The 16,672-nt window shown below is 65.6% G+C and carries 13 protein-coding genes; 10 read left to right on the top strand and 3 right to left on the bottom strand.

What is annotated here, in order from left to right; genetic code table 11:
• Positions 1-185: 185 nt before the first annotated feature.
• On the top strand, positions 186-2,594 hold the full coding sequence (locus tag K1X11_RS20245; RefSeq protein WP_221029437.1) for an ADOP family duplicated permease: 2,409 nt from the start codon (positions 186-188) through the stop codon (positions 2,592-2,594).
• A 71-nt stretch (positions 2,595-2,665) separates the two neighbouring features.
• Positions 2,666-3,235 (top strand): tetratricopeptide repeat protein, encoded by a 570-nt coding sequence (locus K1X11_RS20240; RefSeq protein WP_221029438.1) that lies wholly within the window; start codon positions 2,666-2,668, stop codon positions 3,233-3,235.
• A 21-nt stretch (positions 3,236-3,256) separates the two neighbouring features.
• On the opposite strand, the gene lnt is transcribed toward K1X11_RS20240, so the two are convergent.
• A complete protein-coding gene (gene lnt / locus K1X11_RS20235; protein ID WP_221029439.1) occupies positions 3,257-5,143 on the bottom strand; it encodes an apolipoprotein N-acyltransferase in 1,887 nt (628 codons plus the stop codon).
• 151 nt (positions 5,144-5,294) lie between these two features.
• Between lnt and K1X11_RS20230 the strand changes: the two genes are divergently transcribed.
• From K1X11_RS20230 to K1X11_RS20215, 4 genes are read left to right on the top strand one after another with little or no spacing between them, the layout of a single operon-like run.
• Positions 5,295-6,623, top strand: coding sequence for a MotA/TolQ/ExbB proton channel family protein (locus K1X11_RS20230; protein ID WP_221029440.1), 1,329 nt, complete (start codon positions 5,295-5,297; stop codon positions 6,621-6,623).
• A complete protein-coding gene (locus K1X11_RS20225; RefSeq protein WP_221029441.1) occupies positions 6,607-7,371 on the top strand; it encodes a hypothetical protein in 765 nt (254 codons plus the stop codon). The genes K1X11_RS20230 and K1X11_RS20225 overlap by 17 nt, the downstream gene beginning before the upstream one ends.
• Before the next feature lie 36 nt (positions 7,372-7,407).
• A complete protein-coding gene (locus K1X11_RS20220) occupies positions 7,408-7,674 on the top strand; it encodes a hypothetical protein (RefSeq protein WP_221029442.1) in 267 nt (88 codons plus the stop codon).
• Positions 7,671-8,573: a hypothetical protein gene (locus K1X11_RS20215; RefSeq protein WP_221029443.1), complete on the top strand. Its 903-nt coding sequence runs from the start codon at positions 7,671-7,673 to the stop codon at positions 8,571-8,573. The genes K1X11_RS20220 and K1X11_RS20215 overlap by 4 nt, the downstream gene beginning before the upstream one ends.
• Before the next feature lie 63 nt (positions 8,574-8,636).
• Here the strand turns inward: K1X11_RS20215 and K1X11_RS20210 are convergent, their stop codons facing one another.
• The gene (locus tag K1X11_RS20210; RefSeq protein ID WP_221029444.1) at positions 8,637-9,653 is read right to left on the bottom strand and encodes an inositol monophosphatase family protein; all 1,017 of its coding nucleotides are present in this window, start codon (positions 9,651-9,653) and stop codon (positions 8,637-8,639) included.
• Positions 9,654-9,746: 93 nt separating this feature from the next.
• On the opposite strand from K1X11_RS20210, the gene K1X11_RS20205 reads away from it, so the two are divergent.
• The 3 genes from K1X11_RS20205 (at position 9,747) to K1X11_RS20195 (ending at position 13,762) form a co-directional block, all read left to right on the top strand.
• The gene (locus K1X11_RS20205; protein WP_221029445.1) at positions 9,747-11,519 is read left to right on the top strand and encodes a trans-sulfuration enzyme family protein; all 1,773 of its coding nucleotides are present in this window, start codon (positions 9,747-9,749) and stop codon (positions 11,517-11,519) included.
• A 72-nt stretch (positions 11,520-11,591) separates the two neighbouring features.
• Positions 11,592-11,852: a DUF4212 domain-containing protein gene (locus K1X11_RS20200; RefSeq protein ID WP_221029446.1), complete on the top strand. Its 261-nt coding sequence runs from the start codon at positions 11,592-11,594 to the stop codon at positions 11,850-11,852.
• Positions 11,853-12,037: 185 nt separating this feature from the next.
• Entirely contained in the window at positions 12,038-13,762 is a 1,725-nt protein-coding gene (locus K1X11_RS20195; protein WP_221029447.1) for a sodium:solute symporter family protein, read from the top strand.
• Between the two features lie 371 nt (positions 13,763-14,133).
• On the opposite strand, the gene K1X11_RS20190 is transcribed toward K1X11_RS20195, so the two are convergent.
• On the bottom strand, positions 14,134-15,885 hold the full coding sequence (locus tag K1X11_RS20190) for a DUF885 domain-containing protein (protein WP_221029448.1): 1,752 nt from the start codon (positions 15,883-15,885) through the stop codon (positions 14,134-14,136).
• Positions 15,886-15,943: 58 nt separating this feature from the next.
• On the opposite strand from K1X11_RS20190, the gene K1X11_RS20185 reads away from it, so the two are divergent.
• Positions 15,944-16,642: a methyltransferase domain-containing protein gene (locus K1X11_RS20185; RefSeq protein WP_221029449.1), complete on the top strand. Its 699-nt coding sequence runs from the start codon at positions 15,944-15,946 to the stop codon at positions 16,640-16,642.
• Positions 16,643-16,672: the final 30 nt, after the last annotated feature.

Genomic DNA, 16,672 nt, shown 5'->3' with positions numbered 1-16,672 from the left:
CCTCCGGGCCGCGTCACTCCAGTGCGTCAGCCCCCCCCCAGCCTCGGGGCTCCCCCCAATTTCAGCTTTTCAGCTTTTTAGCCTTTCAGCGTTTCGATGGGGCGGCTCCGCCGCCCCACCATGACTTCCGACCATGACCTCCGGCCCATGCGCCCGCTCTGGTCATGGTCTAGACTGCAGGGGAAATGAACGCCGTCCTGCACGACCTCCACACCGCCCTGCGCCAACTCCGTCGCGCCCCGGGCTTTGCCACCCTCGCCATCCTCATGCTCGCCACCGGGCTCGGCGCCACCATCACGGCTTACTCGCTGTTCCACTCCATCGTGCTGCAACCGCTCCCTTACCCGGAGCCCGAGCGCCTCGTCGTCCTGCGCGCCCTCAACACCAGCAAGGCCATCGACCAGGAGGGCGTCTCCGCCACCGATCTGCGCGACTTTCAGGACCGCACCACCAGCTTCGCCGCCCTCGGCGGTTACCGCCCCAACTTCGCCGCTTACAACCCGACCGACGGCGATCCCGCCCAATGGGTCACCAGCCTTGTCACCGGCGGCCTCTTCGACGCCCTCCGCCCCACCCCGCAGCTCGGTCGCCTCTTCTCGCCCGACGAATTCTCCTTCGCCGCCGAACGCACCGTCATCATCAGCGACGCCGCCTGGGAACGTTACTTCAACCGCCGTCCTGATATTCTGAATACGACCGTCCTGCTCGACGACCAGCCCCACACGGTCATCGGCATCATGCCCGCCACCTTCCGCGAACCCGCCTTCGTCGATGCCTGGCTGCCCTTCCCCGCCGAATCCCCTGAATACTTCGCCCGCGACTCCCGCTACTGGACCGCCATCGGCCGCCTCGCCCCCGACGCCAATCCCGCCGTCGCCGCCACCGAGATCGAATCCCTCTCCCACGACCTCGCTCGCGAATACCCCGATTCCAATCGCGATTGGTCCGCCACCACCCGTTCCCTGCTCGAGCAACGTGTCACCGCCATGCGCTCCGGCTTGCTCCTACTACTCGGCACCGTCGCCCTCGTCCTCCTCATCGTCTGCGCCAACCTCGCGAACCTCCTGCTCGCCCGCGCCCTCGCCAAACTGCCCGAGCTCGGCATCCGGCTCTCCCTCGGCGCCACCGCCTCCCGCCTCGCCCGCGTCGTCGCGGCCGAGAGCCTCATCCTTGCCCTCATCGGCGGACTCCTCGGCGCCGGTTTCGCCGCCATCGCTCTGCCCGCCGTCGCCCAACACATTCCGCCCGCCCTCCTGCCCCGCGCCCACGAGGTCGCCCTGCAACCCGCCGCCATCGGCGTGGGCCTCGCCGCCGCCCTGCTCTGCGCCGCCCTCTGCGCCCTCCTCCCCGCCTGGCGCCTCGCCCGCGCCAACGTGAACCTCTGGCTGAAGGAGGGCTCCTCCCGCGGCTCCACCAACCCCGCCACCCGCCGCTGGCAGGCCGTGCTCGTCGTCGGCCAGATCACCCTCACCGTCGCCGTGCTCGCCGCCGCCCTCCTGCTCATGCGCAGCCTCGTGCAGTTGCAGTCCACCCCCACCGGCTTCAGCCCGGAAAACGTCGTCCTCGTCCGCCTCGCCCCGCCGCCCAGCCGCTACGAGACCAACGAAGATCTCGCCCGCTACTACGAAGACTTGATCGATGCCGCCGAGGCCGTCCCCGGCGTGCGCTCCGCCGCCGTCAACGCCTCCACGCCCCTCACCGGCATCACCCTCACCTACCCGAGCTGGCGCGAAGGCACCACCACCGACGCCACCAACGCGCTCGACGCGGTCTACGCGCCGGTCAGCCCCGACTTCTTCACCACCGTGCAACTGCCCCTGCAGCGCGGTCGCCTCCTCAACGACTTCGACAACGCCGACGGTGCTCCCGTCGCCGTCGTCAACGAGGCCTACGCCCGCCGCATGTTCCCCGGCCGCGACGCCCTCGGCCAACGCATCATGATCGTTTCCTTCATGGGCCCGATCTACCGCGAGATCGTCGGCATCGTCGCCGACACCCGACAGAACAACCTCTCCGACGCCCCGCCTCCACAGGTCTACGTGCCACACACGCAGATGCCGTGGTTCTTCTCCACCCTGCTCGTCCGCATCGAACGTCCCTCCGTCGTCCCCGCCGTGCGCTCCGCCCTACGCGCCGCCGACCCCACCCTGCCGGTCGAGCCGCAACTCCTCGAAGACGCCATCGCCCAGGGCACGACCTTGCAGCGGTTGCAGAGTTACCTCCTCGGCGGATTCGCGGCCTTCGCCCTCTCGCTCTCCGCCTTTGGCCTCTACGCCAGCCTGCGTTTCACCCTCGCCCAAACCCTGCCCGAGATCGGCATCCGCCTCGCCCTCGGTGCCACCCCGGGCGGCATCCGCGCCCTCATCCTCGGCCGCGTCGGCAAACTCGTCGGCACCGGCTTCGCCCTCGGCCTGCTCGTCGCCTTCCCCGTCAGCCACGCCCTGCGCGCCCAACTCTACGGCATCGGTCCCGCCGATCCACTCAGCTACGTCGCCCTCCTCCTCACCCTGAGCCTCACCGCCCTGCTCACCGCCCTCCCCCTCGCCCACCGCGCCGCCCGCACCGACCCCACCACCATCCTCCACTCCGCCTAACCCCCTCTCACCTCCAACCCATATCACTTGTCACGTATTACGTGACACTTCCTCGCAACCCTCTGATTACCATGCACAAATACATCCTCTCCTTCCTCCTTCTTGCCGCCACCGTCTTCGCCGAAGACCCGGCTCCCGCCGCCGACTTGCCGCTCCCCGAACAGGCCGCCGCCGCCCTCGAGGCCGGTGAGACCAAGGACGCCGTCAAACTCTACGAGAAGGCGATCAAAGCCTCCCCCGACGACGCCCAACTCCAAACCGACTACGCCCAGGCCCTCGGCGTGCGCATCGGCCAGGTCAACTTCATGGCCCAGGGTTTCATCGCCTCCAAGATGCTCAAGGCCTACGAGCGCTCCGTCGAAATTGATCCCGACCACCTCACGGGTTGGATCGGCCTCTGCCGCTACTACCTCAACGCTCCGGCCATCGCCGGCGGCAGCGCCGACAAGGCCGAGACTTACGCCAAGGAGGTCCACCAGCGCGTGGCGTGGCTCGGCGAAGTGGAACTCGGTCTCGTCGCCGAAAAACGCGGAGACCTCGACGCCGCCAAGACCCACTTCGAAGCCGCCCTCGCCGCCAAGCCCGGCTACCCGGAAGCGACCAAGGCGCTCGAACGCATCGCGGCCAAATCCACCGAGTAAGCTCCGGCCAACGCTTTCTCTTTATTCCTTATCTTTATCTTTCTCGATCTCGCCTTCGTCGCCCTCCGCCGGTTTCTCCGGCGCGCGGGGCGACTGCGGCGTGCCCGACGACCGCGGCGCGATCTTCTCCGCATCGAGCAAATGCACGTCGTCCAGCAGACTGGTGTCGGACTCCGGCTCCGGTTCGTCCGGCACCTTGTTGCGCACCACCATCACCGCCATCGTGAACAGCCCGAGCGCGACCAGCACAAACCAGTCGCCGTGCTGCACATAAAAACTCTGCTTCCCGATCCAACGCACGTCGCGTTGCACATCCACGACCGCCGAGCCGCGGAAGTAGATCGAGCCTTCCACCTCCTCGTCAATCTTGGTTGAGACCATCGGTCGATACGTGCCGTCCGCCTGCCGCCGCATCACTTTGCGCAGCACGGCGCGGGTCACGCCAAACTCATCGATCCAGCCGCTCCAGCCCGCGTTGCCGATGCGCAGCACCGGGCGCCGCGTCTCCACCGCCCGCAACACACTGTGCGCCGCGTGCTGCTCCGCCGCGCCGCCCCGCCCGAACCAGCCGTTGTTGGTCAACACCACCAGCAGGTCCACGTTGGCCTTCACGCTGTCGCGCGCCAGCTGCGGATAGGTGTCCTCGTAGCAGATCAGCGGACCCACCGACAGCGTCACCCCGTTGGCATTAAACAACAGCGGCTGCGGCGAGGAGCCTTCTTCAAAATCGCCCGGCAGCGGCACCACCTTGTCCAGCCAGCCCAACGCCGATCGCATCGGCACGTATTCGCCAAACGGCACCAGGTGGCGTTTGCGATAGTAGTCGTAGTCCACCCCACGCTGCGGATCGACCATGAAGGCGCCGTTATACCACACGCCGTCCTCCGGATCGCCTTCGCCCACTTCGCGGCCTTCCACCGCGATCGAGCCCAGCAACAAGGGCGCATGCGACTCACGCGCCACCTCCTCGACAAACGCCTTCACCGTCGCGTCACCGCGCACCGCCCACGGCGTCACCGCTTCGGGCCACAGGATCAGGTCGGCGTTGCGGCGCGCCACCGTGGCCGTCGCCTGTTGCAAGGTGTTCACGATCGCCGGCCCCTGGCTCGCGTCCCACTTCAACTCCTGCGGCACGTCCGGCTGCACAAAACCAATCCGCCCGACGTCCTGATTGAAGTAGTGGCGATTCACCGACTCCGACACGTGCACGCTCAGGCACACCAGCAGGCCAAACACCGCCACAAAAAACTCCTGACTGCGCTTCTTCAGCCCCCGCAGGTGTTTTTCAAAAAACAACCGATGCCCGTAAGCCGCGAACCCGAGGTTCATCAGCACCAGCACAAACGACACGCCACCCGCGCCCGCATACGCCGCGATCTGCAGAATCGACGAGCGTTCCCACTGACTCGCCGCCAGCGGCAGCCACGGAAACCCGGTCAGCAACCAGGTCCGGCTCCACTCGATGATCACCCACAACCCCGCCAAGCCCAGCACGCCCAACACCCGCACGATCGTCGCCTGTCCGCGCAGCCGCGGCATCATCCACCACACCGCCAGATACCACGCGCCGACCCACACGCCGACCACCGGCGCCAACAGCGCCCACCCCGCCCAGGTCGCATGGTGCAGCCACCACAACAGGATATACCAAGCCGTGACCTGCGCCCCGATGGTGACCAACGCAAACAACCTGAAACTCGGCCGCCGATAGGCCCACAGGATCGCCGGCGCCAGACACGCGTAAGCCGCCTCCGGCACCTGAAACGGCGGGAAGGCCACCACCGTGAACAGCACCGTCAGCACAAACACCGCCGCCGGTGCCAGCCAACCACCGTGCTGCTCCCAAAACGGGGGCGTCGGGTTGTCATACTCGGGAAACAGCGGGATGTCGGGTTTGGCGGTGTTCAAAACAGTCAACAAAAGTGAAACCGCCTACCTACGCCGCTGCGACCGCCGAGCGCAACCGCAGCTTTCAACGACGGCTTATCGCTTGCTGACCCTACCCCTACCCCAAACACTCCGCCCCGCTTCTCCCCCCTCGCTCTCGCTCTGCCCCCACATGAGATCTTTGCTCTCCTCCGGCCTCGTCGCGGTCGTCACCACGGCGGTCCTGCTCCTCATCCTGCATTTCACCCTGCCCGCCGAGGCTTGGTTCCGCGCCTTCCTTTTCGAGCGCAGCCCCGTCCAATGGCTCAGCATCGCCATGTTTGTCTTCGGGGCCGACATCCTCGTGCGCAAAGCCCGCCGCCTCTCCCGCGAACAGGCCGACCTCTCCGCCGCCGCTTGGCAGGACTACCCGGAGACCACCGGTTCCTGGGTCCGCCGCCGCATCGCCGCCCTCTTTAAACTCAGCGCCCAACACTCGCCGTCCTTCTGCCGCGAGGCCGCCCGCGACCTCTCCGACGAAGACACCCAGGCCCTCAACGACAGCTACACCCTCCCCGCCGACGTCATCGGCCTGCTCCCGCTCGTGGGCTTCTTCGGCACCGTCTGGGGCCTCTCCGCCGGTCTCTACAACAACTTCGTGCTCCAGGGGGAAGACAGCACCGACTCCTTCGCCAACGCCATCGGCACCGCCTTCGACACCACGCTGCTCGCGCTCTTTCTCACCATCACCCTCTCCATCGCGCAAAGCCTCCTGCGCCGCGCCGAACAAACCTTGCTCGGCAAACTCGACCGCCACGTCGAATCCGCCCTCCTCAAAGTCGACGCCACCGGCAGCTCACCCGTGCCCGCCTCCAACGACCCGCGCGTCTGGCTCGACGAACTCGGCATCGATCCCGCCGAACTCATCAGCTACTTCCGCCAAAAACTCGGCACCATGGCGACCGACCTCGCCGCCCTCTCCACCACCAACGAGAAACTCACCGCCGCCATCGCCGAGCTCAATACGACCACCGCCAGCGCCGCCGCCGCGACCGCCGACCGCCCCGCGCCGCCCGATCCCACGCCCCAACTCACCGCCCTCGTCACCGCGACCGAAGCCGCTACCGCCGCCGCCCGCGCCCAACTCGACCGGCTCAGCGCCCTGCAGGCCTCCTTTGATCAAACCCAGGCCGCCGACGCCACCGCCCGCGAGCAACACCTCGCCGCCCTCACCGACATCGCCGCCAAACTCGAAGCCGCCCGCGAGCAGGCGACCTCCGCCCAAGCCGATCTCCGCGCCGCCCTCGAGCAGGGTCACGGCCAGCTCAGCCAAACCGTGACCGCCGCCAGCGAGGACATCACCGCCCAACTCAAGCTCGCCGCCCAGGACCAAGCCGCCGCCCTCGCCGCCTTGCAGGAAGCGACCCACGCCGCCGACCAGCGCACCCACGATCTGCTCACCCGCCCCAAGTCCTTCACCATCACCGAAGGCCCGGCGCGCGACCATGACGCGAAGGCGTAAACACCGCTCCGCCCACCCGGGCCCCGCCGCGCCCAGCCAGCCCGAGATCGGTCTGGTCTCGATTCCGCTGCTCTGCTGCCTGCTCGGCGCCGCTCTCTTCGTCTACGAGTTCGGCGGCAACAAACCCACCCTCACCAACGAGTTCCTCGCCCTCGAGGAAGCCGTCGCCGCCAGCGCCTATACCGCCTACCAACTCGACGAGCGCGAACAATCCGCCGCCGAAAAACTCCGCCGCCTGCAAAACGCCGCCCGCCTCGCCGCCCTCCAGGACGAGGTCACCGCCCTGCTCGAACAACACGCCCGCCTCGAAGCCCAACAACAGGACCTCGACCGCCTCGAAAAACTCCTCGCCGAAATCGAGGCCGCCCAAATCCAACTCACCGACCTGCAACGCCAGCGCGACCAGTCACGCGCCGCGACCACGTCCTTGTTTGGTGGATACAACGGCCAATACGTGCTCATCGAATGCCTCGCCGGTGAGATCATCGTTCATCCCCAGCAACGCCGCATACCGCTGCGCGACTTCTACGCGCACCGCGACTGGCTCCTCGGCGAAATCGACCGCCTCGGCTACGTCGCCATCGCCGTGCGCCCGCAGGCCTGGACCCAGGACTCCTTCGCCGAAATCAAACCCCTCGTCCAAACCCACCTCGCCGCGCGCCGCGCCGCCGGCCAAACGATCGCCCACACCGATTTTCCCCTGAAGAACGACGCCCCCATCACCCCCTACCTCCCCCCGCACCTCTAACTTCCTACTTCTTACTTCTCACTTCGAACTTCCTCGATGGCTGTCCCGCAAAAGTTTCGTAACCTCATCTGCATGGCGGACCTCTTCTTCGCCCTGAGCGCGAGCTTGTTCCTGCTCGCCGCCATGGAGGGGAAGTCACTCGACGGCGAACAGCCCATCGTTGACCGCGACCCGGATCCCGCCGCCATCGCCGAAGCCGTCAACGCCCTCGAACGCGAAACCGACCACGTCGAAGCCCAACTCCGCGCCCTCGAAACCCTCGTCGAAGACCTCGACCTAAAACCGGAGGAGACCGCCCCATGACGCGCAATAGAGGTCCCTTCCACAACGTAGGCCGCGAGCTCGCTCGCGCTAACCCTGCCCCTCAGCCGCTCCCCGCCACCGTTACCGTCGTCGCCGCGTTCCTCCTCACCGCCCTCACCCTCGCCGCCGCGCCCGAACCATCCGCCCGTCCGCGCGCTCAAATCTACGCCGATCTCCTCGACCGCCACGCCGCCGCCGCCGAGGCCCTGACCTCAGTCCAAGCCGGCGTCACGCGCGTCGAAGCCCTCCTGGAACGATACGACCTGAGCGACGAGAACCTCGCTGCACTCATCAGCCAACTCACCACCCAACGCGACGCGCTGCACCTCTCCATCACCGAACTCGAAGCGCTCGTCGCGCGCCTGCAGGAGCTGCTCACCCTCGACCTCAACTCCGTCGAAGCCGCCCTCGCCCAACGCGATCAACTCCTCACCAAGATCGAAGAGCTCGAAGCCGCCCCGCCGCCCGAGGAAGAAGAACCGCCCCTCGAATCCGCCGTCTCGCTCGAGGGCCTCACCCCGCGCCCCTTCCTGCTCACCGGTGACAACCTCGCGCCTTTCAGCGAGCCGTATTTCCAGACCGAATACATCAAGGTCCGCCTACCGGATCGCCGCGTCGTGGAGCGTCCGCGCTACACCCGCGTCAGCGACGCCGGCACCATCACCGCCGCCGTCCAACCCGGCGGCGTGTTGCACGCGTTGGTCACCGCTCCCGACTTCGATCGCGACACCACCTACATCGCCCTCTGGGTCTGTGCCGACGCCATCGAGGGTTATCAACAGGTGGTCGACTTCCTCCAAGCGCACCGCGTGCGTTACACCTGGCTCCCCGACGTCGACCAACCCTGGACCGCCCTCGAATCCGACGCCCCCCTCGGCACCTGGGGCTACGGCGGCTGAGAGACAACGCCGCGCAACGCCCACCTCGCCGCCAACGTGGCCGAGGCTTCCAGCCTCGGCGCCTCACCCCATCTCGCCCAACACCCGCTTCACGACCGGCCGCACCTTGCGCGCCAAACGCGGATTCGCATACGCCGCCCACGCCACCGGACTCGTCGTATCCAGCGGGTCACGCAGGCGCCCTCCCTCCGGCCGCTCCACCACGCCGCCGGCTTCGCGTAGGATCAACTCCGCGCACAAATCATACGGATGGCTGCTCAACCCGTCCGGCCCCATTCCGATCGCCGTAAACGCCTGCGGCCGCACATCGAGCACCATCAAATCATGCCCCAACAAGATCTCCGCCAACTGCCCGCCACAGGAGATGTATTGGTCTTCAAAAATCGCCGGCGTCGCCGCGCCATCCTCCAACTCCCCCAACGCCTTCCACAGCCGTTCTTCAAACTCGCTCAGCCACACCTTCCCGCCCGGAAAGAACCGCGAGACCGTCGAAAACCCATGCGCAAACGTCGTTCCCGTCTGCGGCGCCACGGCCAGTTTCTGCCAGCGCTCGGCCCGCAAATCATACGACCGCGCCACCACCTTGCCGCCACCTTTCACCGCGCTGAACTGATCCGCCAACCACTGCTTCGTCGTCGGCAACTCCGTCATCGCCGCGACCACGATGTCACCGAGGTGATTGCGCGTCCCGCGCTGCGGCGCTAGTCCGCTCAAGGCCCACGCACTGCGTTTGTCGTGCATGATACCGCGCGTGCCATCGATCGGATCGATCACCAGCTTCCACACCGTGTCGGCCACCGCCGTGCCGCGCGGAAACGTCCAGGCTTCCTCCAGCCCTTCCATCACCAACTCCACCGGCCAGCGCCGCGGCCACTTGCGTTCCAGCCACGCCAACAGCGCGTCCTCCGACAACTTGTCGATCTGGTAAATCGTATCCGCCGCCGTCACCGCCGCGACCTTCGCAAAGTGCCGCCGTTGCTGCGCCCGCGCCGCTACCAGCGTGTTGCGAATTTCATCCTGCAGCGCGCACAGCAGACGGCGCGCGCGTTCCAAAGTGCGGGAATCCAGCGTGATCGACATGGCCGCGCAGCCTGCCCGCGCCGTTCATCCCCGTAAAGCCTCGACCCACCCGCCTGAGCTTGCCCGCGCGCCGCCGCGCGGCAGGCTCCGCTCATGCAAGATCAGGCTACCCCTACCCCGGCCCGGCTGCTCTCGCCGCGCCGCAAAACCTCCGGCGCCCACAGCCCCGCCGAACTCGCCCGCGAACAACTCGACCACTTCGCCATTCCGGCCGACTCCCCCGTCGCGCCCCCGCTGCTTGCCCTCACCGAAAAACTCTACGCCGCGCACGATGACCTCCTCGGCCTCTGGGCCGAAACCACTCGCACCCTCGCCCAACTTCCGCGCGCCGACCGCCTCGCCCTCTTTAACGCGAAAAAGTTCGTCGCCTTCCAATTGGCCAAGCTGCTCGACCTGCTGCAGAACCCGTCGCGCGCCGTCCATCAGTCCCTCGGTCACTCACTGGAAACCACCCTCGCCAAGGGCCCGTATCCCACCTTCGACAACGTCGCCGCGCTCTTCTCTGCCAACCCGGTCATCACCCGCACCGCGACCTACATCTTCGCCTGCACCGAGTGGATCGACGACGCTTTCCACGGTCGCGAGTTCCTGCACGAGATTTACTCGCGTCTGCTCAATCCGACCTCCATCGCGCTGGCCAATCACATCGTCGATTTGGAGGCCGGCCCCGAAGCCGCCGACTACCTCGCCTGGAATTTCAACAGCGGCATGTCCGCCATCGATGGCGCGCTGTCACATCTTATTGGATACCGCGACATCGTGCTGGCCTCCCGCAACGTCTACGGCGGCACCTACCAGTTGCTGCACGATTGGTTCGCCAAACCCTCCAACCTCGATGTCGCCATTGAATTTTTCGACGGTTGCGACGCCGACGATTTTTCTGCCGCCCTCACCCGCGCCCAGACGACTCACGCCGATCGCCTCGCCGACGGCCGTCGCATCTACGTCTTCATCGAAAGTCCCTGCAATCCGCACGGCACCTTCCTCGATGTGCCGGGTATCTGCCGCGCCGCTCACGCCGCCGGTCTCACCGTGTTGCTCGACGGCACGGTCGCCACGCCCTTCCTGTCGCGGCCACTCCGTCACCCCGACCCGACCGCGCGGCCCGACTACCTCATTCACAGCTACACCAAGGACCTCGCCGGCGCCGGCAATACCACCGCCGGTGTCGTGATCGGCCGCGCACCCGACATGTTTGCCCCCAAGGGGGAACCCGGCTGGGACCAGACCCTCTTCTGGAACGTGTATTACGTGAAGGGCGCCTTCCTCGAAGCCGACAAAGCTTTCGAGGTGCTCAGCGGCATGAAAACCCTCGAGGGCCGCATGCTCAAAAAGTGCATCAACACCCGCATTCTCGCCGAGTGGCTCAGCACCCATCCCGCCATCACCGTGCAGTGCCCGGCCATCGTGGGTCATCCGCACCACCACCTCGTCGACGAGCTCAGCTACCTCGGTTTGCCCGCGCCGCTCTTCACCATCGACTTCGAACGCGCCGGACTCAATCGCCTGCACTTTCAACGCTTCTTCGACGCGCTCGCGCCCATGTTTGGACACATGGTCACGCTCGGCCAAAGCAACACCGTCGTGCTCTGCCCGGCCCTCACCTCCCACAGCGAACTCTCACCCGCGGCCCTCGCCGCCGCCGGCATCGCGCCCACCACCATCCGCATCGCCGTCGGTGACGAAGAACCGCGTGAACTCATCCGCGACTTCCTCGCCACCGCCAAACTCATGCTCGATCCGGTGGCGCCCGGTTTCAGTGACGACTTCCCGCAAGGCCCCGTGGTCGACCAACTCTGCGACGAGATCTACGTCGACGTGCACCGCCGTCACGCCGCCTCCCGACCGCGCCTCGCTGAGCTTTGATGGCGGCCAATCTCCGCCGGGCCCGACTCCGCCATTGACCGGTGCGGTCGGGCCCGCCATCGCTTTCCCCCCATGGCTACCCCTGAAAACCGCCGGGCTCACTGGCGCGCCAACCTTCGCTTGCTTTCTACCCTCCTCATCCTCTGGGCCTTTGTGTCCTTCGGCTGCGGCATCTTCTTTGCCGACGCCTTGGACCAGATCCGGATCGGTGGTTTTAAACTCGGCTTTTGGATGGGCCAACAAGGCTCGATCTACGTGTTCGTCGGCATCATCGCCTACTACGTCTGGCGCATGAACAAACTCGACCGCCAATACGACGTGCACGAGGACTGATCCCCCCTTCGCCCGCGCCGTCAGGCGCTCTTTATTCTTTCCTCTTTATCTTTCTCTTTCTCCCCGTGGTGCGATCGGATCCCGGCCTTCGGGGAGAAAGAGAAAGATAAAGAGAAAGAATAAAGAGCCGGCTCCCCGGCCCCCTCCCCTCTCTCTTCTTACCCACCTCCTCCCTTACCCCGCCCATGTCCGCTCAAGCCTGGACCTACCTCATCGTAGCCCTTTCGTTCGCGCTCTACCTCTACATTGCCTACCGCTCCCGCGCCGGCTCCACCAAGGAGTTCTACGTGTCCGGCGGCGGCGTGAAGCCGATCCACAACGGCATGGCCACCGCCGCCGACTGGATGAGTGCAGCGTCCTTCATGGGAATGGCCGGCATCATCTCCTTCCAGGGACGCGACGGCGGCGTCTACCTGATGGGTTGGACGGGAGGTTACGTGCTGCTCGCGCTGCTGCTCGCCCCTTATCTGCGCAAATTTGGCAAGTTCACCGTGCCGGACTTTGTCGGTGACCGCTACTACTCGCAGACCGCCCGCATCGTCGCCGTGCTCTGCGCCATCATGGTGTCGTTCACCTACGTCGCCGGTCAGATGCGCGGCGTCGGCATCGTCTTCTCCCGCTTCCTCGAGGTCGACATCAACACCGGCGTCATCATCGGCACCGGCATCGTCTTCGTCTACGCCGTGCTCGGCGGCATGAAGGGCATCACCTACACGCAGGTCGCCCAATACTGCGTCCTCATCTTCGCCTACATGGTGCCCGCGATCTTCATCGCCATCATGCTCACGGGTAACCCGATCCCGCAGCTCGGGCTCGGCGCCGCCACCAAGGAAGGCGGCACCTACGTGCTCGATCTGCTCGACACGCTCAGCACCGACCTCGGCTTCCACGCCTACACTCAGGGCGTCAAACCCGTGGTCGATGTCGCCGCCATCACCTGCGCGCTCATGGTCGGCACCGCCGGACTGCCCCACGTGATCGTGCGCTTCTACACCGTGCCCAACGTCTCCGGCGCGCGCATGTCGGCCTTCTGGGCGCTGCTCTTCATCGCCATCCTCTACACCACCGCCCCGGCCGTCGCGGCCTTTGCCCGCACCAACCTGCTCAACACCGTCGACAACGCCACCTACTCCGAAATGCCGGCCTGGTTCACCACGTGGGAAGAGACCGGCTTGCTCACTTTCGACGACAAAAACGGCGACGGAAAAATTCAGTATTACAACGACAAGAACACCGACCCTGCCTTCCAAACCGAGGTCGCCGCCAAGGGTTGGGCCGGCAACGAACTCACCATCGACCGCGACATCATCGTCCTGGCCAATCCCGAGATCGCCCAGCTGCCCAACTGGGTCATCGGCCTCGTCGCCGCCGGCTGTCTGGCCGCCGCCCTCTCCACCGCCGCCGGCCTGCTCCTGGTCATCTCCACCGCCTTCGCCCACGACCTGGTGAAGCGCTGCATCAAGCCGGACATCAGCGAAAAGGGTGAACTCATGTGGGCCCGTGTCGCCGCCGGTGCCGCCGTCGTGGTCGCCGCCTACTTCGGCATCAACCCGCCTGGCTTCGTCGCGCAGGTCGTGGCCTTCGCCTTCGGTCTCGCCGCCGCCTCCTTCTTCCCCGCCATCCTCATGGGCATCTTCCAGAAGAAGATGAACCGCGAAGGCGCCATCTCCGGCATGATCGTCGGTATCATCTTCACCGCGGTCTACATCAGCTACTTCAAGTTCATCGTCCCGGAGAAAAACAACCCTGAGCACTGGCTCTTCGGCATCTCCCCCGAAGGCATCGGCACCATCGGCATGTTGATCAACTTCGCCGTGGCCCAAATCGTCGCCCGCTTCACCCCCGAGCCCCCCGCCGAAGTCCAGGAAGAGGTCGAACACATCCGCGTCCCCCGCCAACTCGCGCGGTAAGCCGGGGTTGTTTTTACAGAAGGCAGCAAAGAGAGCAAAGCCTCTCCACCGGCCCCCGTCCGACCGAGACCTAGCCACAAAAAGGCACGAAAACGCACAAAAACCATCCGGATCCTTTTCGTGCATTTTTGTGCCTCTTCGTGGCTGACTCCACCTCCCCCTCGGTTCCATTCTTCCGCCTTAGGCAGGATACTCTCCGCGCCCTCCGATAACCGAGCCTCCATCGGATAGCGCAGGCACTCCCCCTGCCGGCTCTTTGCTCCCTTTGCTGCCTTGGTGTAAAAAGCTTCGGCGACCAAGCCCTGCCACTCAGCACCTGCTTCCCCTTCGTTTCCTTCTGTAAAATAGAAAGCCCCTCCCGCCCGCCGCGCTCATTCCTGTGCGGCGATCCAGGCTTCGACGTCGTCGCGCACGATTTCCAGCGGCGCACTCGCGCCGCGCAGCACGATGTTGTGGAAGGTCGGTAGGTCGAATTTATCGCCCAGCCGTGCCTCGGCCTCACGCCGTAGCTTCACGATGGTGAGCTGCCCCACTTTGTAGGACGTCGCCTGCCCGGCATACACCACGTAACGCTCCGTTTCGCTCACCGAGATGCCGTAGTCGATCACCTGCTGCCGCGTCCACTTGAACGCGTGCAGGCCCGTGTCCACCACCAGCCTACGCGCCCGCAGCAGCTCACTGCTCAGATAACCGAGCTTCCCGATCGGGTCGCCTTCATACCAGCCTTCGTCGTTGGCCAGCCATTCCGCATACAAAGCCCAGCCTTCGGAATACGCCGAGTTGCTGCCAAAGATGCGGTTCGACCACCACTTGGGTAGCTCCTCCATCTCCTGCTGCAGCGCCAACTGGAAATGATGCCCCGGCACCGCTTCATGGTAAGCCAGCGAACGCCGGCTGATCATCCGGTAAGGTTCCCCCGGCAGCGGCACCCAGAAGATGCCCGGCACCGAGCCATCCGCCGCCGGCACCGAATAATGGGCCGCCGCACTCGCCTCCGAAAACAACGGCTCGCGGCGCACCACCACCGGCGCGCGCGGCATCATGTCGAACAAGGACTGCGACCGCGCCACTGCGTCGTCCACCATCTCCGCATACTGCGACAACAGCATCGGGCGAGGATCATCCGTGCCCGTGGGTTGGATACGCGCCTCCAACTCCTTGTAGCGCGCGTTGACCGAACCTTCCGTCAATCCCTGGTCGCGCAGAATCGCATCCATCTCCGCCTCGATGCGCGCCACCTCGGCCAGACCCAGTTCATGAATCTCCTGCGGGGTCATATCACCGTTGGTGTAGTGGCGCAGTTTCGACGCGTAAGCTTCCGCCCCGCGCGGCAGCCGCCAGATGCCCGCATCCGCCGTCGCCTGCTTGAGTTGCCGTTCCAAGGTCGCCAGCGCGTCACGATATGCTGGATACACCGATTCCGTCAGGTCGCTCACCACCGCCGCCAGCAAACGCTCGCGTTCCGCCGCGGTCAGGTCGCTCAGCTCAGCCGCCCGCCGTTCAAACGAGGTGGCCAGCAGGTTGTCCGCGGGTTCGGGCGCAAGGAACAACTCCATCTGCCGGATGGTCGCCCGCAGAATGAAATCCGGCAGCAACATGCCCTGCGCTTCGCGCCGCTCCATCTCCACCCGCGCATCGGTCATCACGCCGCCCATCTGTCCGATCCGCGCCGCATAGTTGCGGGCGTCACCCGCGTGACGGATGGGCATTGAGCTCGCCAGGTAACTCACCAGATAACGCTGCACGCCGGTGAACTGGTTGAGCGGAAAATAAAAGTCATCGAACTGCGCCTCGCGCACGTAGTCCTCCAGCAACCACTCCAGCGTGCGTTTGGCCCGCAGGGTCGACTCGGGGGCCCCGGTCGTGTCGAGCGCGCGGATCATTGCCAGTCCCGCCGCCGCCTGCGCGGCGCGCTCGGCTTTGTATTCACTCGTCACGGGAGTGAGTTGGCCTTCCAGCGCAGCCTGCTCCGCTCCCGTGAAATACTGGGTGCGACTCGCGAGCACCGGATTCCCCCGAACCCAATCTGCCGCAAAGGCCTCCATCGCATCATCCACCGGATGGGCCGCCGCCGACAGGATGGTTAAAGCTCCTACCCAAACTCCGCGGATCAGATTCTTCATGCAGCTATGACGGGGGATTGAGGTTGCCGAAGGCAAGCACCGGAACGTGAATCCGGCCATGAGTTTCCTCACCGCCCCCTATCGCCGAAGTGCCTACGCGATGCTCTCGGGACGGGGCCTGGAAATTGGAGCGCTTAACAAACCCTCGCCGGTGCCGCCGGCGGCGCAGGTCGAGTATTTCGACGCCATGACCGCGGAGGACGCCCGCCAACTTTTTCCCGAGATCGGCGATGACGCCTTTGTCTCCGTCGACCACCTCGGCGAACTCGATCACGACGGCTTGGCGCAGTTCGAAGATCAAACCTTCGAGTTCGTGATCCTCAGTCATGTCATCGAACACGTCGCCAACCCGATTCGCGTGCTCGCAGAGTGCTTCCGGATCCTCCGCCCCAACGGCCTGCTGCTGATCGCGGTGCCCGACAAACGCTACACCTACGATCGCGACCGCGCCCTTACGACCTTCGATCACCTCTGGGCCGACTATGAAAACGGGGTGACCGAAAACGACGACGAACACTACCTCGACTTCCTGCGTCACGTGGGCCCTCACGTCTTCGACGAACCCGCCGAATACCTGCCGGGTCACATCGTCACCGTGCGCCGTCGTCGCGAACACGCCCACGTCTGGGACTCAGGCTCCTGGCGCGCGATGTTTGACCAAGCCACCGCCAGACTCGGCATCACAGCTTCCTGCGAAGTGGAGTCTCCGGGGAGCGAAAACCACTTCGAGTATTTTGGCGCTTGGCGAAAGCGGTGACCCTTCAGCGCTGACGCGTCCGGCCATCGC

Source organism: Actomonas aquatica, from assembly GCF_019679435.2.
Taxonomy (GTDB): domain Bacteria; phylum Verrucomicrobiota; class Verrucomicrobiia; order Opitutales; family Opitutaceae; genus Actomonas; species Actomonas aquatica.
Note: the sequence above shows the minus strand (reverse complement) of the source record. Positions and strands in the feature narration are given on the sequence as shown.